Below are 23607 nucleotides of genomic sequence, written 5' to 3'. Positions count from 1 at the left end.
GGAAGATAAGCGGGATTTCCGCAGGTAATCTATGTTAGTATCGTACAAATGGCTTAAAGAATTGGTGGACATTGATGTGCCATCATCAGACTTAGCTGAAAAAATGTCAACGACAGGCATTGAAGTAGAAGGGGTTTCGACACCTTCAGAAGGTCTGTCAAAAGTGGTTGTTGGTCATGTCATCTCTTGTGAGGACGTGCCAGAGACTCATCTCCATCTCTGTCAGGTGGACACAGGAGATGGAGAACCACGTCAAATCGTCTGCGGAGCTCCAAATGTGACCGCGGGGATCAAGGTTATTGTGGCCCTTCCTGGTGCACGTATCGCAGATAACTACAAAATCAAAAAAGGGAAAATCCGTGGTATGGAATCCCTTGGCATGATTTGCTCTCTTCAAGAGCTAGGCTTATCAGATGCTATTATTCCAAAGGAATTTTCAGACGGCATTCAAATTCTCCCAGAAGATGCAGTGCCAGGGGACAGCATTTTCCCTTACCTTGACCTTGATGACGAGATTATTGAGCTATCTATCACTCCAAACCGAGCAGATGCGCTATCTATGCGCGGAGTGGCACATGAGGTGGCGGCAATCTACGGCAAAACAGTAAGCTTTGACAGCAAACCCTTGTTGGAAACTAGCAGAGCAGCTAGTGAGCGTATTGCTGTCGCTATTGATTCGGAGAAAGTTGCCTATTATGCGAGTCGTGTGGTGGAGAATGTCGCTGTAGCACCGTCTCCACAATGGCTACAAAACAAGCTTATGAATGCTGGCATTCGCCCGATTAACAATGTGGTTGATGTCACCAATTATGTGTTGCTCTATTTTGGTCAACCCATGCATGCCTTTGACCTTGATAAGTTTGAAGGTCAGTCCCTCCTTGCGAGAGAGGCTCGTGCGGGTGAAAAGTTGATAACTCTTGATGGGGAAGAACGCGACTTGACAGGTGAGGATATCGTTATCACAGTGAACGATAAGCCTGTAGCCCTAGGTGGCGTTATGGGAGGTCAATCGACAGAAATTGATAAGACCTCAAAAAATGTCCTTCTTGAAGCAGCGGTCTTTGATGGTAAAGCCATCCGGAAGACTTCTAGTCGCTTGAATCTACGTTCTGAAAGTTCTTCACGCTTTGAAAAAGGCATCAACGTTGAAACCGTAACCGAAGCTCTTGATTTTGCGGCTGCAATGCTGGAGGAATTAGCAGGTGGTCAGGTGCTTATGGGTCGCGTAGCAGCTGGTCAGCTTGATACCAAGCCTGTTGACGTATCGACAAGTCTCGATTATGTTAATGTTCGTCTCGGGACAAACTTGTCATTTGCAGATATCGAGAGGATTTTTGCTCAGCTTGGCTTTGGGCTTTCTGGCGATGAGAAGCAGTTTACTGTATCAGTGCCACGTCGTCGCTGGGATATTACCATTCAGGCGGACTTGGTTGAGGAAATTGCCCGTATCTACGGTTACGATAAGCTACCAACGACGCTTCCCGAAGCAGCAGGTACAGCAGGTGAATTGACATCAACACAAGCACTCCGCCGTAAGGTGCGTACCATTGCAGAAGGCGCAGGTCTGACAGAGATCATTTCTTATGCTTTGACGACCCCAGAAAAAGCTCTTGACTTTACGTTGGAAAAAACAGCTTTGACCAAGCTTATGTGGCCTATGACCGTTGACCGCTCGGTTCTTCGTCAGAATGTGGTGTCTGGCATGTTAGATACGGTTGCCTATAATGTTAATCGTAAAAATAGCAATGTCGCTATTTATGAAATTGGTAAAATCTTCCATCAGACGGGAGATGTTAGCACAGATCTCCCACAAGAGATTGACACCTTTGCCTTTGCGCTTTCTGGTTTGGTGACTGAAAAAGATTTCCAAACCAAGGCAACACCAGTAGATTTCTTCTATGCTAAGGGAATTCTTGAAGCTCTCTTTGACAAACTTGGACTGTCAGTGGCGTATGTGGCGGATAAGTCACTTAATAGCATGCATCCAGGACGCACAGCAGCTCTTGTTCTGGGTGGACAGACCATTGGTTTTGTGGGACAAGTGCATCCGCAAACAGCCAAAGACTATGGTGTGCCAGAGACTTATGTGGCAGAACTTAACTTGACAGCTATTGAGGCTGCCCTGGCACCGTCAAGTCCTTTTGTAGAGATTACAAAATTCCCAGCAGTGTCACGTGACATCGCTCTGCTATTGTCCCAAGAAACTAGCCATCAGGAAATCCTAGATGCCATTGCCTCAGCAGGCGTTAAACGTCTGACAGAGGTGAAGCTCTTTGATGTCTACGCTGGTAGCAATATCGAAGCTGGCAAGAAGTCTATGGCTTATAGTTTGACTTTCCAAAACCCATCAGACAATCTGACAGATGAGGAAGTTGCGGGCTATATGGAAAAAATCACCAAAGCTTTGACAGAAAATGTTGGAGCAGAAGTGCGTTAAACACCACACCGCTTCCTTCAGAAAAGTAGTTAATCAAAAAAATCCACCTGAGGTGGATTTTTTATTTGCGGTAGAGTTTATCTTGTTGATAAATAGGGTCAAAGGTAACATTTATTCCTAATTTTCGGAAAACATTCTTATCTTCTTCAGGAAGGTTCACGGTTGAATGCACTTCTGACCCCTTTAAGTTGCCCAGTTCTTTCATCGCCTTATCAGCTTCTTGGCTGGTCATGGCAGTGATGGCTAGAGCAATGAGGAGCTCACTCGAGTGAAGACGAGGATTACGGTTGCCAAGATGATTGATTTTGAGATTTTGAATAGGTTTGACATATTCTGGTTCAATCAGATGGGTGGGTTTAGTGATTCCCGCGAGTGCTTTGATACCGTTGACAATCACAGCAGCTGAAGGTCCAAAGAGTTCAGAAGTCTTTCCAGTGACGATTTGACCATTTGGTAACTGTAGGGCAAGAGCAGGTGCTCCAGTTTTCAGAGCCTTTTCACGCGCAGCTTTTGTCACCAGACGATCTAATGGTGAAATGCCCAGATCATTCATGAGCAACTCAATTTTTTTGACAGCTGATTCTTTGACACGCTCTGCCTTAAAGTCCACTAGCGTTTGATAGTAACGGCGTATAATCTCCTGTTTAGAAGCTTCTTTAGCGGCTTCGTCATCAATAATGGCAAACCCCACCATATTGACTCCCATGTCTGTAGGAGAGGCATACGGTGATTGACCAAGAATACGTTCTAGCATACGTTTGACAACAGGGAAAATTTCAATATCGCGGTTATAGTTGATGGTAGTCTTACCATAAGTTTCCAGGTGGAAGGGGTCGATCATGTTGAGGTCATCAAGGTCAGCAGTCGCTGCCTCATAGGCCAAATTGACAGGGTGGTGGAGCGGAAGATTCCAGACAGGGAAAGTTTCAAATTTAGCATAGCCTGATTTTACCCCATTGATTTGATCATGGTAAAGCTGAGAGATACAGGTGGCAAGTTTACCAGAACCAGGACCTGGCGCTGTTACGACAATGAGGTTACGACTGGTTTTGATGTAGTCATTTTTCCCCATCCCTTCTGGTGAGATAATGTGGTCAATTGCAGTAGGATAGCCAGCAATAGGGTAATGCAAATAGGAGGTAATGCCATTTTTGTCTAATTCCTTACGAAAGGCATCTGCTGCAGCTTGCCCCTTATATTGAGTGATGACAACAGAACCGACATAAATGTCCAAGTCGTTAAATTTGTCGATGAGACGTAGCACTTCTTGGTCATAAGAAATCCCTAAATCTCCACGTGCCTTAGATTGTTCAATATTGCTAGCATTGATAGCGATGACAATTTCGACCTGTTCTCGGAGCTCATGAAGAAGCTTAATTTTATTGTCTGGTTCATAGCCTGGGAGCACACGCGCTGCATGGTAATCTTCTAACATCTTACCCCCAAACTCCATGTAGAGCTTTCCGTCAAATTGAGCGATGCGCTCCAAAATATGATCGCGTTGTAAATTAAGATATTGTTCTGAGCTAAATGCTTGTTTCATGGTAATTCCTTTTCTTGATGATTATGAGTGATTGTTTACCGCTGCGGTAACAAAGGCAGTGTAGAGTTCTTCAGCACGGTTTGGTCGGCTGTGGTATTCTGGGTGGTATTGAGCAGCCACAAAGAATTTTTTATCTGGTATTTCCACGATTTCCATGAGACGATTGTCAGGAGAAACTCCTGAAAAGACAAAGCCAGCGGCTTCAAATTGCTCGCGGAATTTGGTGTTGAATTCGTAGCGATGACGGTGACGACGTTGAATGACTTCTTGGTTTTGATAGGCTTTTGCAGCTTGGCTACCAGCCTTTAGTTTACAAGGGTAAAGGCCTAGTCGTAGAGTACCTCCCATGTCTTCGATACCGATTTGGTCTCGCATGATGTCAATGATAGGATAAGGTGTTTCTGGGTCGAGTTCAAAGCTATTTGCTCCTTGGAGTTTGAGCACATGACGGGCAAACTCGATACAAGTCAGTTGCATGCCAAGGCAGATGCCAAGCATAGGGATGTCGTTTTCACGCGCATAACGAATGGCTTGGATTTTCCCTTCAGTGCCACGTTGACCGAAACCTCCAGGGACAATAATTCCTTGAGCGTGACTAAGACGGTCAGCGACAGTTTCGCAGGTTAACTCTGCAGCATTAACCCAGTCTAAGTCGATAACAACATCATTGACATATCCTGAATGTTTGAGGGCCTCTACGACAGATAGATAGGCATCAGGTAATTCAACGTACTTGCCGACTAAAGCAATCTTGACTTTTTTCTTAAGATGTAGGACCTTATCCACCATGGCAGACCATTCGGTCATATCAGCTTTAGGAGCTTCTATTTTGAGATGGTCGCAGACGATTTGGTCCATGTTTTGAGCTTGAAGGTTGAGCGGGATTTGATAGAGGTGTTCCACATCGCGTGATTCGATAACGGCTTCTGGAGCCACGTCACAGAATTGTGCTAGTTTGTTTTTGACACTTTGCTCGACAGGTTGTTCTGTTCGGATAACCAGCATATTAGGCTGAATCCCTAGGCCACGGAGCTCTTTGACAGAGTGTTGGGTGGGCTTGGTCTTCATTTCACCAGCTGCTTTTAGGTAGGGGAGAAGGGTGGTGTGGATATACATGACATTGTCAGAACCAAGGTCAGCTTTCATTTGGCGGAGCGCTTCAAGGAAAGGCAGGCTTTCAATATCCCCCACAGTTCCTCCAACCTCAGTGATGATGATATCAGAATCGGTTGTGGTAGCAGCTGCTTTCATCTTTTCTTTAAGAGCATCTGTGATATGTGGAATCACTTGGACGGTAGCTCCTAGATAATCTCCTTTGCGTTCCTTACGAAGCACTTCGCTGTAAATTTTACCTGTTGTCACATTGGAATATTTATTGAGGTTGATATCAATGAAACGTTCGTAGTGACCAAGGTCAAGGTCAGTCTCAGCACCGTCATCTGTCACGTAAACTTCACCGTGTTGGTAAGGACTCATCGTTCCAGGATCAATGTTGATATAAGGGTCAAATTTTTGAATCGTGACTTTTAAGCCACGATTTTTCAAGAGACGTCCTAAACTTGCTGCCACAATTCCTTTACCGATTGACGACACGACACCACCAGTTACAAAAATGTATTTTGCCATATTAAAAATTACCTGTGGAGATTCTTGTCTCCTGTTCGACGAAATAACGTGGCCGAACATCCCTTTCTCAAAATAAAATAACAGGGAAAAACAAAACAAGCCCCCTAGAAACTAGGGAGCTTTTTAGTCGTCCTCCTAAAAGAGGTGCCCGAACAGTAATATATCAGAGTCTTCTTAACTTGTCAAGAAAGAAAATAAAATTCAGTCTTATTTTGCAAAATTATAGTCTTTGATGATTTCGATGGAATCAATGGTAATAGCTTCCAAAGGTTTGTCGGATGAGTCGGTTTCGACTGTTGCGATGCTATCGACCACATCCATTCCTTTAATAACTTGACCAAAGACAGTGTAATTCCCATCTCCACCAGTTGGGGCTGGGAAACCACCTTTTTGATAAGCCTCGATAATCTTTTTAGGATAGATTTGGGTGTCTAATTGAGACGACCAGTCTTGCTGGTTTTGAACGATGAAGAATTGGCTACCATTAGTATCAGGGCCAGCATTTGCCATCGAAAGAGCCCCTCGGATGTTGTAGAGGTAATCAGAAATTTCATTTTTAAACCCAAAGCCCTGGTCGATACTAGAGTCTTTATCTTTCCAGATGGATTGACCACCAGTTCCATCCCCTTGAGGATCTCCAGACTGAATCATAAAATCGCTAATCACCCGATGGAAAATGACGCCGTTATAATAACCATCTTTAGCATGTGTCAGAAAATTTTCAACCGCTAAAGGCGCCTCTTCAGGAAAGAGTTTGATTGTGATGTCGCCTTTGCTGGTATGCATGATAACAGCTGCCTCATTTTCAGCAACTTCTTCTGATAATTGTGGGAAAACGGTGCTGTCTTGATTAAGTTTAGTAATCCGTTCTTCAGCTTTTTGAGCAGCAAGTTTAGCATCGGCATACTCATCACCTTTGATGGCACGGTCTAATTGATTGCACCCTGTTAAAAAGGTCAGAGACACTAAAGCCAGTGCTGAAAGTTTAAAAAATTTAGACATGAGAACTCCTTTTTTTGTAAATTACTTTATTTTATCATAAAGGCGGTTGATTTTGCTTAAAAATGATAAGGAAGGCAGAAATATGGTATAATGTAAAAAAACATTTAGAAGGAAATTGTGATGAAAACCAGAGAAGAATGGATAGACCTTTTCGAGGAGGTTATCGGTCGGAAACCGACTGAAATTGAATTGTTAGCTGCAGAGAAGAGTGGCTATGACCCAAAAGCTATTTTACCAGTTTCAGAGGGAAGAGTGTTTGAGGAAGAAGGAAAAAGTAGCCAGGAGCAAACTGAGCAACTGTCTGAAGATCAGACAGAGGAGATAAGTGCTAGTGAACCAGAGGTATTACCCGACTCTCTTCACAATGGAGAAACAGCAGTCTTTTCAGAGACAGGCTCATCTAGTGCTTCAAAAAAGGAGATGATGGCACTTCCGATCGTCTCATTTGTCCTATCAGGAATTGCTCTTCTTGTTAGCCTATTTGTCAAATCCCCATATATTATTTTTAGCGTGGCTTTTATTGCCTTAGTATTGGGGATTTTAAGTTTAGTGTTTAATTTTCAAAAAACCTCTAAAACCTTATCCATCATTGCTTTGCCGTTAGCTATTTTTAGTTTTGCCGTAGGCAGTAGTGTAGGAGCTTACCAGGTCTTATCAGAGGTAAGGTATCGTTTGGCGCTGGCGTATGAAGCAGAAGACGTTTGGGAAGATGAATGGGAAGTTTCTGGAGATTCAGCGCTTGATGCTTATGTTGACGAATCATATGAATTTGTTTGGACAGAGTTAGACTTTAGGGAGATCGATTTTTCAGGTTACGATGGCACATCAGGAACATCCATCGAAAAGATTTTGTCACAATTTGGAAAAGCAGATGATGCTTACCTCGCAGAGAACTATTTAGAGCTAAGCTACTACGCTGATGATAGTCTTGCTTATGTTAGTATTACCTTCAAACAAGATTCATCGGGCAGTTGGATTGCTAGTGATGGTTTTGCGGCCGACCTTTCAAATCAGAAAATAGCGATAAGAACAGAGGACTACCAATCCACTTGGACTCAAGCAGATTTTGATGCTTTAGTGGTGGGAGACTACAGCTCGATAGAGTTAGGGACAAAATGGTCTGATATCCAAGCCAAATTTGGCGCACCTACAGATGCTAGTGAGCATTTGAGTAATTACGGAGATGGCTTTGAGCGCAGTTTATCTATTTATTATATAGCAGATGAGACAAGTGATGGCTATCTTGAAGAAGTTTATCTCAATTTTGAAGAAAAAAATGGAGAATTTTATCTCATCAATAAAAATAATCATTAAAGGCTGTCTCAGGCTAAGCAGGAGATTTACGCCAGGAGACTTTGTAACCTTTTTAAAACCGAGAGCAATAACTGAGAAATATTGCTAAATCCTTCATTTTAGCGCCTAAAATTGTCAACCTCTGAAACTAGTGTTTCGGAGGTTTTCGTTAGCCGTGAAGCTATTGAGCGGTAGTTATTTACTAAGTCAAAGTTCAATCTTTTTTGAAAAGTGATATGCTGTATTTATCTATTTTCCTTTTTAATGAGTTATTCTGATCGCATTTTAAGAGGGATTTTGCTATCTGGATTTCTCACAAAAGGGCGGAAAAATGCTATAATGGAAACATGGCAAATACAAGGAAAAAATCAAACAAACGTTCAACAAAGACACAGGCAGATAAACGAGAGACCAACAAGCGTCTCATATGGAGTGCCATTATCATTTTACTATCCTTTTTTGCGGTTTTTCGTATTGGGATATTTGGAATCACAGTCTATAATCTTGTTCGCCTCTTTGTAGGTAGTCTATCCTATTTTGTGATGCTTGCTACCATCGTGTATTTGATTGGCTATCGTTACTTCAAACAAATGGAAGGCTTGGTTGGTGGTTTTATCATTTTTATGATTGGACTTTTGCTAGAATGGCATGCTTGGCTTTTTGCGATGAAAGCTTTTGCTGGAAAAAATATTTTAGCGACCACTCTTGGCCTAGCCTTTAAAGACTTAACTGCCTTTAAAACAGATTATTTTCTTGGCGGAGGCATGCTAGGAGCACTTTTCTATTTTCCCGTTTCATTTCTCTTTGCCAATATAGGAACCTTCTTAGTCGGTTTGCTTTTCATTCTTCTAGGTCTGTTTTTGATGAGCCCATGGGACATTCACGATGTGTCCAATTTCTTAGTTCAAGGTTTTGAAAAATGGCGGAGCAGGGCTGAAATAAAGCGACAGCAACGTTTTTTGCGTAAGGAAGAAGAAAGGGAACGTGCGGAGGCTCTTGCCCAAGAAGAGGCATTGCTTGAGCAAGAACTGTCAGCGAATGCCTATGATCAAGAAAAGGACGATACCTTAGAACAAGAAGAAGAGGTCATTCCGATTATCGCAGCAGAAATAGTCAGTGATTCCATTTTAGATGATCGGGTCTATGATGTTGACACGATTTTGGATCAGGTTGTTGATGATAACTTTGCCACTAAAGCTCCCCTCACAGAAGAAGTGGCAAGGTCAGTCACTGGTCCACAAAAGTCTGACCTACTCTATAAACTCCCTTCCATTGATCTTTTTGCTCCAGATAAGCCTAAGAACCAATCCAAAGAAAAATATATTGTGCGTCAAAACATCAAGATTTTGGAAGATACCTTTAAGAGCTTCAGCATTGATGTTAAGGTCGAACGAGCAGAGATCGGTCCTTCGGTGACTCGCTACGAGCTCAAACCAGCAGTAGGGGTTAGGGTCAATAGGATTTCAAACTTAGCGGATGACTTGGCTTTGGCTTTGGCTGCCAAGGATGTGCGGATTGAAGCGCCAATTCCTGGAAAATCACTGGTAGGGATTGAAGTCCCTAATTCGGAAGTTGCAACGGTCTCATTCAGAGAGCTTTGGGAGCAATCAGAGACGAAACCAGAAAAGTTGCTTGAAATTCCACTTGGGAAAGCCGTTAACGGGACAGCAAAATGTTTTGACTTGGCAAAAATGCCCCATCTTCTAGTGGCAGGTTCAACAGGTTCTGGAAAATCTGTAGCGGTTAATGGCATCATTTCCTCGATTCTGATGAAGGCAAGACCAGATCAGGTCAAATTCATGATGATAGACCCTAAAATGGTCGAATTATCCGTTTATAATGATATTCCCCATCTTTTGATACCAGTGGTCACTAATCCACGTAAGGCCAGCAAGGCCTTGCAACGTGTTGTTCAGGAGATGGAGAATCGCTACGAGCTCTTTAGTCAGGTGGGTGTTCGAAATCTTGAGGGCTATAATGACAAAGTTGCCACTTATAATGCCAGCTCACCAGACAAGCAAATCCCATTGCCCCTTATTGTTGTTATCGTAGATGAGCTGGCGGACCTGATGATGGTAGCTAGTAAAGAAGTGGAGGATGCTATTATTCGACTGGGGCAGAAAGCACGTGCAGCTGGTATTCATATGATTCTTGCCACACAACGTCCGTCAGTGGATGTTATTAGTGGTCTTATCAAAGCTAACGTGCCATCTCGCGTTGCCTTTGCCGTTGCATCAGGAACCGATTCACGGACCATTTTGGGAGAAAATGGTGCGGAGAAATTGCTAGGTCGTGGAGACATGCTTTTCCATCCAATCGGTGAATCAGCACCGTTACGCTTGCAAGGATCCTTTATCTCAGACGATGATGTTGAGCGCATCGTGACCTTTATCAAAAATCAAGCGGATGCGGACTACGATGAATCGTTTGACCCTGGAGAGGTATCAGATGGGGAGGCTTCCTTTGATGACAATGGCGGAGCTTTGGAAGGAGATCCTCTTTTTCTTGAGGCGAAAGCGATCGTTCTCGAAACCCAAAAGGCTAGTGCTTCGATGCTTCAGAGACGGCTTCAAGTTGGTTTCAACCGAGCTACTAGACTGATGGAGGAGCTGGAGGAAGCAGGTGTCATCGGACCGGCTGAAGGCACGAAACCACGCAAAGTTCTAGAACAATAAACGCTATTGACATTGCTTTAGATTGAAGAACACATCCATGTTGGATAATATCTTCAATCTTTTTTGCTGTCAACATAAAAAACTCTCAGCAGCACTGAAAAAGAAGTGTTTCTGAGAGTTTTAATGTTAGCTTAACACTTAGAAGATAAATACAGCAATGACCACAGCCAAATAGAAAAAGAAGGTCATGATAAAGCCAGTACGCCAGAAAATTTTAAGAAAACGTTTGTAAGTAAAGTTTTCTTTATTTTTCCAAAAAAGACCGATAGCGACAATCATTGCTAAGAGCGACGCTACTACTAAATAATAAGGCAGATAAGAGCGGGGAAAAAATTTCTGAGACACCATATTGATCTCAAAAATATAAACAGGAAGAGCAAGATCTGCAAAATTTATTTTCAAACGATCCAAGCGGAGAAGTCTTGTAAGGGCTAACCCGAAAATGGGGGTCAAAAACAAAAAGGCTAAGGCTATAAGTTTATACATCATCATAAAAATATTGTAACCTTATTTGGTTGACTTGTAAAATATTTTTGTAAGTCTAGTCGTGAAAGCTGTTTCAAATTTAGCGCAGAAACCTTGAAATTTAAGGTGAGATTGTATATAATGTAAAGGTATCAAGGGAGTAGCAGATGGGGAAACCCGTGGTTATGTCGTCATTACGAAAGCAATTTCCGGCCTAACCTTAAACAGCGAGACTTGTTTAAAAAAACAGGTTTTTCCTATAGAGAAAAGACCAAGAGGAAGGAGACTTTATGTCTAAAGAACAAAACCGTCAGGCCTATTATACCATGACGGAAGAAGCGGTTTTTGAAGCTTTGCAGACCTCTAAAAAAGGTTTGACGAGCCAAGAAGCAGCAGAGCGTTTGAGCCTTTATGGGCACAATGAACTGGATGAGGGGGAAAAACGAACCCTCTTGCAAAAATTTATGGATCAGTTCAAGGATTTGATGATTATCATTCTTTTGGCTGCGGCAGCATTATCAGTTGTCACCGAAGGAATGGAAGGGCTGACAGATGCCATTATCATTTTGCTAGTGGTTGTCCTCAACGCAGCCTTTGGTGTCTACCAAGAAGGGCAAGCTGAGGCAGCGATTGATGCCCTAAAATCAATGTCAAGTCCAGTGGCACGTGTTCGTCGTGACGGGCATGTGACAGAAGTTGATTCAAAAGACCTGGTTCCTGGAGATGTTGTCCTATTAGAAGCAGGAGATGTGGTTCCAGCCGATATGCGTCTTTTGGAAGCTGCTTCACTCAAAATTGAAGAGGCAGCCTTAACAGGTGAGTCTGTACCAGTTGAGAAAAATCTTGAGGTTACCCTCAAAGAGGATGCTGGTCTTGGTGACCGTGTTAATATGGGTTACCAAAACTCAAACGTCACTTACGGACGTGGTATTGGTGTGGTGACAAATACTGGTATGTATACAGAAGTTGGTCATATTGCAAGCATGTTGGCTAACGCAGAAGAAACGGATACGCCACTCAAACAAAACTTACACCATCTCTCTAAAATTCTAACTTATGCTGTATTGATTATCGCAGCCATTACCTTCGTAGTAGCTGTCTTCATTCGTCAAGAAGCTCCTCTAGCAGCTCTTATGACTGCCGTTGCCCTTGCGGTTGCTGCTATTCCAGAAGGTTTGCCAGCAGTTGTTACCATTGTTTTGTCAATGGGGACACAAGTTCTTGCAAAACGTAATTCTATCATTCGTCAATTACCAGCTGTTGAAACCTTAGGGTCGACAGAGATTATTGCATCAGATAAGACTGGTACACTCACCATGAACCAAATGACAGTTGAGAAGGTTTACTACGATGGTCAAGTCTTTGATGCGGCAGATGATATCGCGATGGATAACATGACCCTACGTGTCATGAACTTTGCCAATGATACGAAGGTAGACCAAAATGGCAAGCTCATTGGAGATCCAACAGAGACAGCTTTGGTTCAGTTTGGTTTTGACCACACCTTTGATGTGCGTGAGGCGCTAAAATCAGAGCCACGTGTGGCTGAGTTACCATTTGACTCAGATCGTAAGTTGATGTCAACAATCCACAAGTTAGCTGATGACAAGTTCTTGGTTGCCGTTAAAGGTGCTCCAGATCAACTCCTCAAACGTGTGACGAAAATCGAAGATAAAGGCCAAGTGCGCGACATCACTCAGGCTGATAAAGATGCTATTCTTGCAACTAATAAATCCCTTGCCAAGGAAGCCCTTCGTGTCCTTATGATGGCTTATAAGTTTGAAAGTGCGGTTCCGACACTTGAAACTGAAGTTGTTGAAAATGACCTCATCTTTGCTGGTTTGGTTGGTATGATTGACCCAGAGCGTCCAGAGGCAGCGCAGGCTGTGCGTGTGGCTAAGGAAGCTGGTATCCGTCCAATCATGATTACAGGAGACCACCAAGATACTGCGGAAGCGATTGCTAAACGTCTTGGTATCATTGATCCAAATGATACAGAAGACCATGTCTTTACAGGGGCTGAGCTTAATGAGTTGTCTGACGAAGAATTCCAAAAAGTCTTCAAGCAATACTCCGTTTATGCTCGTGTATCACCTGAGCACAAGGTGCGTATCGTTAAAGCTTGGCAAAATGAAGGTAAAGTTGTTGCCATGACTGGTGACGGTGTCAACGACGCCCCATCACTTAAGACAGCCGATATTGGTATCGGTATGGGGATTACAGGTACAGAAGTGTCTAAAGGTGCTTCTGACATGGTCCTTGCAGATGATAACTTTGCAACCATTATCGTTGCGGTTGAAGAAGGACGTAAGGTCTTCTCTAACATCCAAAAGACAGTTCAATACCTACTTTCAGCTAATATTGCAGAAGTCTTGACTATTTTCCTTGCAACACTTCTTCGTTGGGATGTTTTAGAGCCAGTTCATCTTCTTTGGATTAACTTGGTAACAGATACCCTTCCAGCGATTGCACTTGGTATGGAACCAGCTGAGCCAGGTGTCATGAGTCACAAACCTCGTGGACGTAACTCCAGTTTCTTCTCAGGTGGTGTTCTTGGAGCAGTTGCTTATCAAGGTATCATGCAAGGTGCTCTAGTATTGGGGGTTTATGGTTATGCTATTGCCAATCCAGTTCATGCTGGTAATGAGCCAGCCATCCATGCAGATGCCTTAACCATGGCTTATGCAACACTTGGTTTAATCCAGTTGGTGCATGCCTTTAACGTTAAGTCTGTTTACCAATCTGTGTTTACAGTAGGACCTTTCAAAAATAAGAGCTTTAACTGGGCTATTATCGGATCGCTTCTACTTTTGGTAGCAACTTTGACGGTTCCATTCTTGGAAAAAATCTTCCATGTTTCACACCTTGATTTGAATCAATGGATTGTTGTCCTTATCGGCTCATTCCTTGCTTTAGTCATCGTAGAAGTCGTGAAATTCATTCAACGTGCGCTTGGACAAGATGAAAAAGCGATTTAAAGTATCGCTATAATAAGAACAAAGCTCCTCATGGAATTGAGGAGCTTTTTAATAGTCAAAAACTGTCATTGCACGAAGAAATTCGTTTGGCAGTTGCTTTTGTAGGTAGTCGTGAAATTCAGGAAGTCTTTTAACCAAGTGATATCGCTTAGATAAATTCCATGTTCCAGAGGGGTTAAGATGTGGGTGCTTATTAACATAATCAATGGTTAGGTGCCATTCACGAATATATCCTAAAGGACGAGAATGGTAGTGAATAGTGTCAATTGTGCAGGTTGAGTAGGGGCGATGAGAGTGACCAAATACAACATCGGTAACAGAATAACGTTTAAAAATCTCGTGAAAAGCTTGGCTACCTAAAAAAGCATTAAAGGGCATAAGGGTTTTGTGGCTCAGACTAAAGTCACGATGTGGAACAAAATGCATAGCGATAATAATTGGTTTCGTTTGTTGTGACAGGATTTTATCCAGTTTTTGACAAATGTTTTGGGTTAATTCAGGATCTGAATAGGGACGATTTAGCCTACGATCGAACCAAAATCTATTTTTAAACCGCCTGTTTTCCTCTTCTGATTTATCTGGGACAAACGAGTAGTCATACCAACCCTGAAATGCGATGAAAACCTTGTCACCTAAGTCATAGCATTGGAAATCATTGGCTTGAATCTCCTTTTCACTCAAATCAAGCATATCATGATTTCCAAGGGAATAGGTTGTTTTAAAATGCTTTGCCATTTTTTCGAGGAAAGGAACTGAAGTTGAGAAGTGGTGATTGGAGATATCCCCTGCTAGGTGAAGCCAATCAATACCTTGACATTGTAGGGTTTGGATGAGGGTCGTGATTTCAAAGTCACCAAAGTTATTGAGGTCTATATGAAGGTCGCTCATGATTGCTAATTTAGTCATGGAAAAATTGTAACATAAAACAAAGAAAAAGCCCCCAACGGGAGCTTTGATTTAGAAGTAGAGGAGCTCTTTTGGTGTTTTTGTAAAGACTTCAAAACCAGTCTTGGTCACATAGCCACAGTCTTCAATACGAACGCCGACTTTGCCAGGAATATAGATACCCGGCTCGACAGAAAAGCACATCCCCTCTTGAATTTCCATATCGTTTCCAGCCATAATAGACGGAAATTCGTGAACATCCATACCGAGACCGTGACCAAGTCTATGGTTGAAATACTCACCGTAGCCTGCTTTTTCAATGACCTGACGAGCAGCAGCATCGACTTGGCTGGCCGTTACACCAGGCTTGATCATATCTTGGGCTGTTAACTGAGCTTCTAAGCAAATGTTGTAGATGTCAATTTTAAATTGATCAGGTTTACCAACAGCAACGGTTCGTGTCATATCAGAAGTATAACCTAAGGTTTCCACGCCAAGATCAAATAATAAGAGCGCATTATTATCTATTTTATTTGTTGTAGGAATGCCGTGAGGATTAGCGGCATTGTCTCCGGTCAATACCATGGTATCAAAACTCATTTTAGAAATCCCTTGTTTTTTGAGTTCAAACTCAATTTGGGCAATAATATCTGTCTCAGTTGCTTCTAAAGAAATGTGATCGAAACCAATTTTCATGGCCTTGTCAGCCCATTCTCCAGCAATCAGCATCTTGTCAATCTCGTCCTTAGACTTAATCAGACGCATATGTTGTAAAGTTGGGGTTAGATTGACAAATGTTCCTGAAAAAACGGTCTCTAGACCTTTAAATTTGGTCACGTTGAGGTTATCAAATTCAACAGCCACCTGAGGGAAATCCAATTTTGGTAAAACTGATTTGATTTTATCCCAAGGGTTTTCAGCATCCTGATAGCCAACCACTGGGAAATCGACAGTTTGTTCAGCTCTTGTCACATCAAGGGCAGGTAGAAAAAGTAGGGGCTTCTTATCTGTAAAAATGAACAGATACATGTGGCGCTCGTGTGGAACAGCAAAATACCCTGTTAAATAGTTGATAGAAACAGGGTCAGATAAGACCGCTGCATAGGTATTTTGAGCTTCAAGCCGTTTCATCAGTTCCGTAATTTTTGACATAGCATCCTCCAAATTGTTTTCTTTTATTGTACGCTAATTATAGAAAATTTCAAGTTTCGTTGAGATAATTTTCGGAAAAGTGGCGTTTTTAATGCTATTTTTTTGAAAAAATACTTCAAATCCTATGCACATGACTTGAAAATGCTTACACCAAGTGGTACAATTAAATGAAAACGATATTTTCATAAAGAAAGGAATGTCATTATGCATACAGATGATACGATTACCATTTATGATGTGGCACGTGAAGCAGGGGTATCGATGGCAACTGTTAGTCGAGTTGTCAATGGCAATAAAAACGTCAAAGAAAATACCAGACAGAAGGTATTGGAAGTTATTGACCGTTTAGACTATCGACCAAATGCAGTAGCCCGTGGCCTTGCTAGTAAGAAGACCACAACAGTAGGTGTGGTTCTTCCAAACTTGGCAAATAGTTATTTTTCGATTCTTGCTAAAGGAATCGATGATATCGCTGCCATGTACAAGTACAATATTGTCCTTGCTTCCAGTGACGAGGATGATGACAAAGAAGTGGAAGTGGTCAATACCCTTTTTGCCAAGCAAGTTGATGGTATTATTTTTATGGGCAACCATTTGACAGATAAAATTCGAGCAGAATTTTCACGTTCACGTACCCCAGTAGTTTTGGCTGGAACGGTAGACTTAGAGCATCAACTTCCAAGTGTTAATATCGACCACAGTATGGCCGTTTCAGATAGCGTTAGTTATTTGGCTAAAGGTCATCAGCAAATTGCTTTAGTTTCTGGTCCGCTTATTGACGATATTAATGGTAAAGTACGCCTAGTGGGCTACCAAAAGGGACTTGAAAAAAATGGGCTCACCTTTGATGAGGGGCTTGTCTTTGAAGTCAATTATAAGTATAAAGAAGGCTTTGATTTAGCGCAACGCCTCATCAATGCTGGTGCTACTGCGGCTGTTGTGGTTGAAGATGAAATTGCAGCAGGTCTGCTCAACGGTTTGTTTGCTGCAGGCAAGTCAGTACCAGAAGACTTTGAAATCATTACCAGCAATGATTCACCTATTGTGCAATTTACTCGCCCAAATCTGACCTCTATTAGCCAGCCTATCTATGACTTAGGTGCAGTGGCTATGCGTATGTTAACTAAAATCATGAATAAAGAAGAACTAACGCAAAAAGAAGTCATTTTGAAACACGGTCTTAAAGAGCGACAGTCAACAAAATAGAGGACGGCTTTAGGAAGTTAATTCAGAAACCTAGTATTCTGATGGTTTAATGAGGTACCATATGGAATTTTCAACATTTGAACCAAGTAGACACATTGAAGATTTTCATTTAGCGGCTTTTGCTTATTATGATGGCTTAGAGGTTATTGATGACTTAAAACCAGGGACAGCAGTTGCTTTGATAGCTGAGCCTTCAAATCCTTATGATTCAGAGGCAGTGGCTATTTACTACTCTGGTAAAAAATTAGGGTATGTACCGACAACAAAAAATAGCCTGATTAGTAAACTGCTTTACTTTGGCTATCATGACATCTTGGAAGCCCACATACAAATGTCCAATACTGAAAACCATCCCGATCGACAATTTAGAGTAGTCGTTAAACTTAAAGACAGACGCTCAGAGTAAAGAAATTTAAGACAATAATGAAAGACAGGGGCTTATCGTTGAAAGCTTCCTGTTTTTTTATTTATGGCCCATGTCACAAATATCGGCTAGTAAAATCTATCAGATGCTGTTTTACTTTTACCTTAAAAAAGGCTATAATATCTCTTATGAGTACAAAAAAAATCCGAGTGAATATGAAAAGTTCCAGCGAAAAAGTGGCTGGTCAAGGAGTATCGGGTGCCTATCGTGAGTTGATGCGTTTACTGTATCGCGATGCGACAGAAGAACTGATAATCACTGAAAATCAATCTGTCAAAGCAGATGTTACTCACTACCATACGATAGACCCTTTGTTTTATGTATCAACTTTTTTCAAAAAACAAGTCGGTCGACGTGTTGGTTATGTTCATTTTCTACCAGATACTCTAAAAGGGAGTTTGAAAATGCCCAAATTGTTTCAAAACATTTTAGGGAAATATGTCACTTCCTTTTATAATAGGATGGACCAGCTTGTGGTGGTGAATCCTAGTTTTATTGATGAGCTAGTCGCTTTTGGTATTAATCGAGATAAGATTAGCTATATTCCCAATTTTGTCAACAAGGAAAAGTGGTACCCTTCAACAGCTGAAGATAGAACTGCTTTACGAGCTGAATTTGGACTGTCTAAGGATCATTTTGTAGTTCTAGGGGCAGGACAGGTTCAAAAGCGTAAAGGTATCGATGATTTTGTGGCTTTAGCTCACAAAATGCCGCACATTAGATTTATTTGGGCAGGTGGTTTCTCCTTTGGAGGGATTACCGACGGTTACGACCACTATAAAAAAATCATGGAGAATCCGCCAAAGAATCTCACTTTTACAGGGATTGTCACAGCAGAAAGAATGCGTGAGCTGTATGCGATGGCTGACTTGTTCTTTTTACCTAGTTACAATGAACTTTTTCCAATGACTATTTTAGAAGCTGCCTCTTGTGGAGCTCCTATCATGCTTAGAGATTTGGAGCTTTACAAGGTTATTTTAGAGGGAGCTTACCTACCTGTAGCGGATGTCACTGAGATGCAATCTGCTATCGAGGATTTGTCCCAAGACAACACTGCTTTATTGCAATTAAAAGAAAAGTCAGGACAGATATCAAGGGAATATTCGGAAGAAAAACTGTTGGGGATTTGGATTGATTTTTACAAAGAACAAGTGACAAAGGGCTAGTACAATTGAAAGGAGAGAAGCATGCGAATAGGGTTATTTACGGATACTTACCTGCCACAAGTCTCGGGAGTGGCAACAAGTATTAGAACCTTAAAAACTGAGCTAGAAAAGGCAGGTCATGAGGTTTATATTTTCACAACGACAGATAAACATGTCAAACGCTATGAGGATCCTACCATTATTCGTTTGCCAAGTGTTCCTTTTATTTCATTTACTGACCGCCGAATTGCCTATCGTGGCTTTATGACTGCTCTTAAGATTGCTAAAAGTTATAAACTTGACATTATTCACACTCAAACGGAGTTTAGTCTAGGTCTTTTAGGGAAGATGATTGGGCGTTCTTTAAAGATACCGGTTATTCATACCTATCACACTCAGTATGAAGACTATGTGGGCTATATCGCTAAGGGGAAATTGATTCGTCCAGGTATGGTTAAGTATATTATCCGAGGCTATCTTAATGATTTAGATGGTGTGGTGTGCCCAAGTCGGATTGTCCTTAATCTTTTGGATGACTATGCTGTTACGATTCCTAAGCGGATTATTCCCACGGGGATTGATTTGGAGCGCTTTGTCGGTCGTGACATTACAGAACAGCAGATTAAAGAGTTACGTGACAGTCTGGGAGTTTCCCCCCATGAGACCATGCTACTCAGTTTGTCGCGGGTTTCTTCTGAAAAAAACATCCAAGCTGTTCTTAGAAGTTTGCCTGAGGTTTTAGCTGAAAATAAAAGCGTTAAGTTAGTTATTGCTGGAGATGGTCCTTACCTTCAAGAATTAAAAGAGTTGACCGCTCAACTTGGTTTATGGTCACATGTTATTTTTACAGGTATGATTAGCCCAGATAATACAGCGCTGTATTATAAGGCTTGTGATTTCTTTGTGTCAGCTTCAACGAGTGAAACACAAGGGTTGACCTATTTGGAAAGTCTTGCGAGTGGGAAACCGATTATTGCCCATGGGAATCCTTATCTCAATGACATTATCGATGATAAAGCATTTGGAACGCTCTACTATCATCCAGCAGATCTGGCATCTGCGATTCTAGACGCTATCCTATATACTCCCCAAATGAGCCCTGCTCAACTCAATGCGAAACGAAAAGCCATTTCAGCAGAAGAATTTGGAAAAACGATTCACCAATTTTATTTAGATGTCATCATTTCAAAAAGTGCGCAAGCAGCCCGCAGAAGAGATAAATTATCCTTGACGGTATCTAAGGATCAAGAGGAGCACGTATTCCAAATTGAGACGAGATCAAAGGTCTTTCCTGAAAAATTAACGAGAAATACGGCAAAAGTGATTAAAGCACCGGTAAGATTAGTGAAGGGCATTAGGCGTTTTTTGGACTAATTCTGCTTTTCTGACAAAAGCGGGATTAAACTATTGAAATTTTACTAAAACTTGTTATAATGGTTTTCAGAGACTTATCAATTCTAGGAAATCTTAGAGAGAGTGTGCGGTGGGTGCAAGCACATAGAGGATAGGATTGACACTACTCGGTATGATTTTATGCAAACATAAAAGGGTGGTCCCCTTATCGCCAATCGAGGTAGTCGAGCTTTTTTGGCGTGACTGCGAACCAAGGTGGAACCACGTTACGACGTCCTTTTGCGAGGATGTCGTATTTTCTTTTGGAGGAGTAGTTATGCTACCTGATGACTTATTAAAACGGTGTCAAGATGTGCGGAGAGCCTATAGAGAGTTGGAACTCAAGCACCATGAGAAAGAGTGGTCCATTGAGGAGGACCTCTTGGCTTTGACCAATGATATTGGCAACATGAACCGCCTGATTATGACCAAGCAGGGTCGTTACTATGATGAGACGCCCTATACCTTGGAGCATAAATTGGCTGAAAATATCTGGTGGTTGATTGAATTAGCTGACCGCCTGGATATTGATATTCAAAAAGAAATGGAAACCTTTTTAGCTCAAAAAGAAGAGCTACTAGGGATTAAAAAATAAATAAAAAGGAGATAAATATGCTTAAAATTACTTTCCCAGATGGTGCTGTTCGTGAGTACCAGGCTGGTGTGACAACTTTTGAAATTGCGGAGAGCATCAGCAAGTCTTTGGCGAAAAAGGCACTTGCTGGTAAGTTCAATGGTAAATTGATTGATACCACTCGTGCTATTGATGAGGATGGCACGCTTGAAATCGTAACGCCTGACCACGAGGATGCCTTGGACATCTTGCGTCACTCAGCAGCTCACTTATTTGCCCAAGCGGCTCGTCGCCTTTTCCCAGACATCAAGTTGGGCGTTGGTCCAGCTATTCAGGATGGTTTTTACTATGATACGGACAACGCGGCTGGTCAGATTTCAAATGAAGACCTGCCACGTATTCAGGAAGAAATGGCTAAAATTGTCAAGGAAAACTTCCCTTCTGAACGCCGTGAAGTGACTAAGGAAGAAGCTCTTGAGATTTTCAAAAATGATCCCTACAAGTTGGAACTAATTCAAGAACACTCGGATGATGAGGGTGGTTTGACCATTTATACCCAAGGCGAATACGTTGACCTCTGCCGTGGCCCACACGTTCCGTCAACAGGTCGTATCCAGATTTTTGAATTGCTCAATGTCGCAGGTGCTTACTGGCGTGGTAAGAGCGAAAATCCTATGATGCAACGGGTCTATGGAACGGCTTGGTTTGACAAGAAAGACCTCAAGGCTTACCTTCAAATGCGTGAGGAAGCAAAAGAACGTGACCACCGTAAACTTGGTAAGGAATTGGATCTCTTCATGATCAGCCAAGAAGTTGGTCAAGGTTTGCCATTCTGGTTGCCAAATGGTGCGACTATCCGTCGTACCTTGGAGCGTTACATCACAGACAAGGAATTGGCTTCAGGTTACCAGCACGTTTATACGCCACCGTTGGCTTCCGTTGAGCTCTACAAGACCTCAGGTCACTGGGAGCATTATTCAGAAGATATGTTCCCAACTATGGACATGGGTGACGGTGAAGAGTTTGTTCTTCGTCCGATGAACTGCCCGCACCACATTCAAGTTTATAAGAACCATGTGCGTTCATACCGCGAATTGCCAGTGCGTATCGCTGAGCTTGGTATGATGCACCGCTATGAGAAATCAGGTGCATTGACTGGTTTGCAACGGGTGCGTGAGATGACCCTCAATGACGGTCATATCTTTGTCACACCTGAGCAAATCCAAGAAGAGTTCAAAAAAGCTCTCCAGTTGATTATTGATGTGTACGCAGATTTCAACCTAAATGACTACCGTTTCCGCCTCTCTTATCGTGACCCAGAGGACAAAGAGAAGTACTATGATAACGATGAGATGTGGGAAAATGCCCAACGGATGCTGAAAGGTGCCATGGATGAAATGGGCGTGGACTACTTTGAGGCTGAGGGTGAAGCTGCCTTCTACGGTCCGAAATTGGATATCCAAGTGAAGACTGCCCTTGGTAACGAAGAAACCCTATCAACCATTCAGTTGGACTTCCTCTTGCCAGAACGTTTTGGCTTGACCTACATTGGTGCTGACGGTGAGGAGCACCGCCCAGTTATGATTCACCGTGGTGTTATCTCAACTATGGAACGCTTCACAGCTATCTTGATTGAAACCTACAAGGGTGCCTTCCCAACTTGGTTGGCTCCAACCCAAGTGACCATGATTCCAATCTCTGTGGAAGCTCACTTGGACTATGCTTGGAAGGTTGCCAAAGAATTGCAAGACCGTGGCGTTCGCGTACACGTGGATGAGCGGAACGAGAAGATGCAATACAAGATCCGTCAGAGCCAGACTAGCAAGATTCCATACCAGCTCATCGTCGGTGACAAGGAAATGGAAGACAATGCTGTCAACGTTCGTCGCTACGGAAGCAAGGCAACGCAAACTCAGTCTGTGGCAGAATTTGTGGATCATATCCTAGCGGATATTGCCCGTAAATCACGTCCAGCTGAAGATGCGGAATAAGAATGATAAAGCGAGAAGTCCGAAAGGGCTTCTTTTTGAGTGGAAAAATGACCAGTTTTGGGTTAATATGACATCATAGGGTAAAAAGCTAAGTTTAAGTTATCATCATCTCTTTGTCCATGAGGGAAAAGATGGCTTAAAAGCGACAAAATAAAAACAGGCCTTTGCCTGCTAGGAACAATAAAAAATATGATATGGAAGATTCGAAACTCAAAATGGCAAGAACTCGTTTTAAGGCAGTGGAGGGGAAATATACTATACTTATCCCGTTTTTCATCGCTTATATCCCATTTATTATAGCCTTGTTTTTGATGAAGGATATTGGGAATCATTTCATTGCAGTAGGTATTCCTTTTTACATGCTAAAAATTATATGGAAATCACTCTCATACTATCTATTTTCTTCTTATTATGAATTTTCTTGCCAAGAGAATTATTTCACCATAAAGAAGGGAAATGCTATGTTACAAGAAATACCTCTTCAAGATATTCATAAGATAAGTTTTAGTTATAATCCTGAATTTCAAGCCTCAGTTTTTACTCTTTCTGCCAGTCACTACAAGTTATTTCTGGCAACAGGATTTATGGCCACTAGCAAAAAAGATACAGCAAAGGCAAAACAGTTAATCACAGAAACCCTCAAACCGATTCTTCTAGAAAACTCTTTTCAAGAGAATATCATAGAAAAAAAGCACAAGATTATTTATGAATATGAAAAACAGTAACTGTCATTTGACAAACGGTACAAGTGAGCTTGTTTCATAGACCCAAGTAATATTATAATTATATATTATAGATTAATACTAAAAATTAATATTG

General features: G+C 41.9%; 17 protein-coding genes. 11 read left to right on the top strand and 6 right to left on the bottom strand.

Annotation, left to right across the window (positions count from 1 at the left end; all coding sequences use genetic code 11):
* Nucleotides 1-31 precede the first annotated feature (31 nt).
* Nucleotides 32-2437, top strand: a complete 2406-nt coding sequence (gene pheT, locus G575_RS0102680; protein ID WP_027971338.1) for a phenylalanine--tRNA ligase subunit beta — start codon at nucleotides 32-34, stop codon at nucleotides 2435-2437.
* 61 nt (nucleotides 2438-2498) lie between these two features.
* On the opposite strand, the gene G575_RS0102675 is transcribed toward pheT, so the two are convergent.
* The 3 genes from G575_RS0102675 to G575_RS0102665 form a co-directional block, all read right to left on the bottom strand.
* Complete coding sequence (locus tag G575_RS0102675) at nucleotides 2499-3980, bottom strand: DUF1846 domain-containing protein (protein WP_027971337.1); 1482 nt, start codon at nucleotides 3978-3980, stop codon at nucleotides 2499-2501.
* 21 nt (nucleotides 3981-4001) lie between these two features.
* Nucleotides 4002-5606, bottom strand: a complete 1605-nt coding sequence (locus G575_RS0102670) for a CTP synthase (RefSeq protein ID WP_027971336.1) — start codon at nucleotides 5604-5606, stop codon at nucleotides 4002-4004.
* Between the two features lie 207 nt (nucleotides 5607-5813).
* Nucleotides 5814-6608, bottom strand: a complete 795-nt coding sequence (locus tag G575_RS0102665) for a peptidylprolyl isomerase (protein WP_027971335.1) — start codon at nucleotides 6606-6608, stop codon at nucleotides 5814-5816.
* 120 nt (nucleotides 6609-6728) lie between these two features.
* Here G575_RS0102665 and G575_RS0102660 point away from each other — a divergent pair, with 120 nt between their 5' ends.
* Together G575_RS0102660 and G575_RS0102655 are read left to right on the top strand one after the other, a co-directional pair.
* On the top strand, nucleotides 6729-7922 hold the full coding sequence (locus G575_RS0102660; RefSeq protein WP_027971334.1) for a DUF308 domain-containing protein: 1194 nt from the start codon (nucleotides 6729-6731) through the stop codon (nucleotides 7920-7922).
* Between the two features lie 326 nt (nucleotides 7923-8248).
* Nucleotides 8249-10576 carry a DNA translocase FtsK gene (locus G575_RS0102655; protein ID WP_027971333.1) on the top strand — a complete coding sequence of 776 codons (2328 nt, stop codon included), beginning with the start codon at nucleotides 8249-8251 and terminating at the stop codon, nucleotides 10574-10576.
* Between the two features lie 138 nt (nucleotides 10577-10714).
* Here G575_RS0102655 and G575_RS0102650 read toward each other — a convergent pair whose 3' ends face one another.
* On the bottom strand, nucleotides 10715-11068 hold the full coding sequence (locus G575_RS0102650; protein ID WP_027971332.1) for a DUF3397 family protein: 354 nt from the start codon (nucleotides 11066-11068) through the stop codon (nucleotides 10715-10717).
* Nucleotides 11069-11331: 263 nt separating this feature from the next.
* On the opposite strand from G575_RS0102650, the gene G575_RS0102645 reads away from it, so the two are divergent.
* The gene (locus tag G575_RS0102645; protein WP_027971331.1) at nucleotides 11332-14019 is read left to right on the top strand and encodes a cation-translocating P-type ATPase; all 2688 of its coding nucleotides are present in this window, start codon (nucleotides 11332-11334) and stop codon (nucleotides 14017-14019) included.
* Nucleotides 14020-14067: 48 nt separating this feature from the next.
* Here the strand turns inward: G575_RS0102645 and G575_RS0102640 are convergent, their stop codons facing one another.
* Together G575_RS0102640 and G575_RS0102635 are read right to left on the bottom strand one after the other, a co-directional pair.
* A complete protein-coding gene (locus G575_RS0102640) occupies nucleotides 14068-14925 on the bottom strand; it encodes a metallophosphoesterase (protein ID WP_027971330.1) in 858 nt (285 codons plus the stop codon).
* A 51-nt stretch (nucleotides 14926-14976) separates the two neighbouring features.
* Nucleotides 14977-16056, bottom strand: coding sequence for a M24 family metallopeptidase (locus G575_RS0102635; RefSeq protein ID WP_027971329.1), 1080 nt, complete (start codon nucleotides 16054-16056; stop codon nucleotides 14977-14979).
* 204 nt (nucleotides 16057-16260) lie between these two features.
* On the opposite strand from G575_RS0102635, the gene ccpA reads away from it, so the two are divergent.
* The 7 genes from ccpA (at nucleotide 16261) to G575_RS0102600 (ending at nucleotide 23513) form a co-directional block, all read left to right on the top strand.
* Entirely contained in the window at nucleotides 16261-17262 is a 1002-nt protein-coding gene (gene ccpA / locus G575_RS0102630; protein WP_027971328.1) for a catabolite control protein A, read from the top strand.
* A gap of 61 nt (nucleotides 17263-17323) precedes the next feature.
* Nucleotides 17324-17668 (top strand): HIRAN domain-containing protein, encoded by a 345-nt coding sequence (locus G575_RS0102625; RefSeq protein WP_027971327.1) that lies wholly within the window; start codon nucleotides 17324-17326, stop codon nucleotides 17666-17668.
* 146 nt (nucleotides 17669-17814) lie between these two features.
* A complete protein-coding gene (locus tag G575_RS0102620) occupies nucleotides 17815-18852 on the top strand; it encodes a glycosyltransferase family 4 protein (protein ID WP_037622530.1) in 1038 nt (345 codons plus the stop codon).
* A gap of 21 nt (nucleotides 18853-18873) precedes the next feature.
* Nucleotides 18874-20205, top strand: a complete 1332-nt coding sequence (locus G575_RS0102615) for a glycosyltransferase family 4 protein (protein WP_027971325.1) — start codon at nucleotides 18874-18876, stop codon at nucleotides 20203-20205.
* A 295-nt stretch (nucleotides 20206-20500) separates the two neighbouring features.
* The gene (locus tag G575_RS0102610; protein WP_027971324.1) at nucleotides 20501-20818 is read left to right on the top strand and encodes a nucleoside triphosphate pyrophosphohydrolase family protein; all 318 of its coding nucleotides are present in this window, start codon (nucleotides 20501-20503) and stop codon (nucleotides 20816-20818) included.
* Nucleotides 20819-20835: 17 nt separating this feature from the next.
* The gene (gene thrS, locus G575_RS0102605; RefSeq protein WP_027971323.1) at nucleotides 20836-22788 is read left to right on the top strand and encodes a threonine--tRNA ligase; all 1953 of its coding nucleotides are present in this window, start codon (nucleotides 20836-20838) and stop codon (nucleotides 22786-22788) included.
* A gap of 215 nt (nucleotides 22789-23003) precedes the next feature.
* Nucleotides 23004-23513 carry a hypothetical protein gene (locus G575_RS0102600; RefSeq protein WP_156874705.1) on the top strand — a complete coding sequence of 170 codons (510 nt, stop codon included), beginning with the start codon at nucleotides 23004-23006 and terminating at the stop codon, nucleotides 23511-23513.
* Nucleotides 23514-23607 lie beyond the last annotated feature (94 nt).

Origin of the sequence: Streptococcus plurextorum DSM 22810 (assembly GCF_000423745.1) — a bacterium.
Classification (GTDB): Bacteria; Bacillota; Bacilli; order Lactobacillales; family Streptococcaceae; genus Streptococcus; species Streptococcus plurextorum.
Note: the sequence above shows the minus strand (reverse complement) of the source record. Positions and strands in the feature narration are given on the sequence as shown.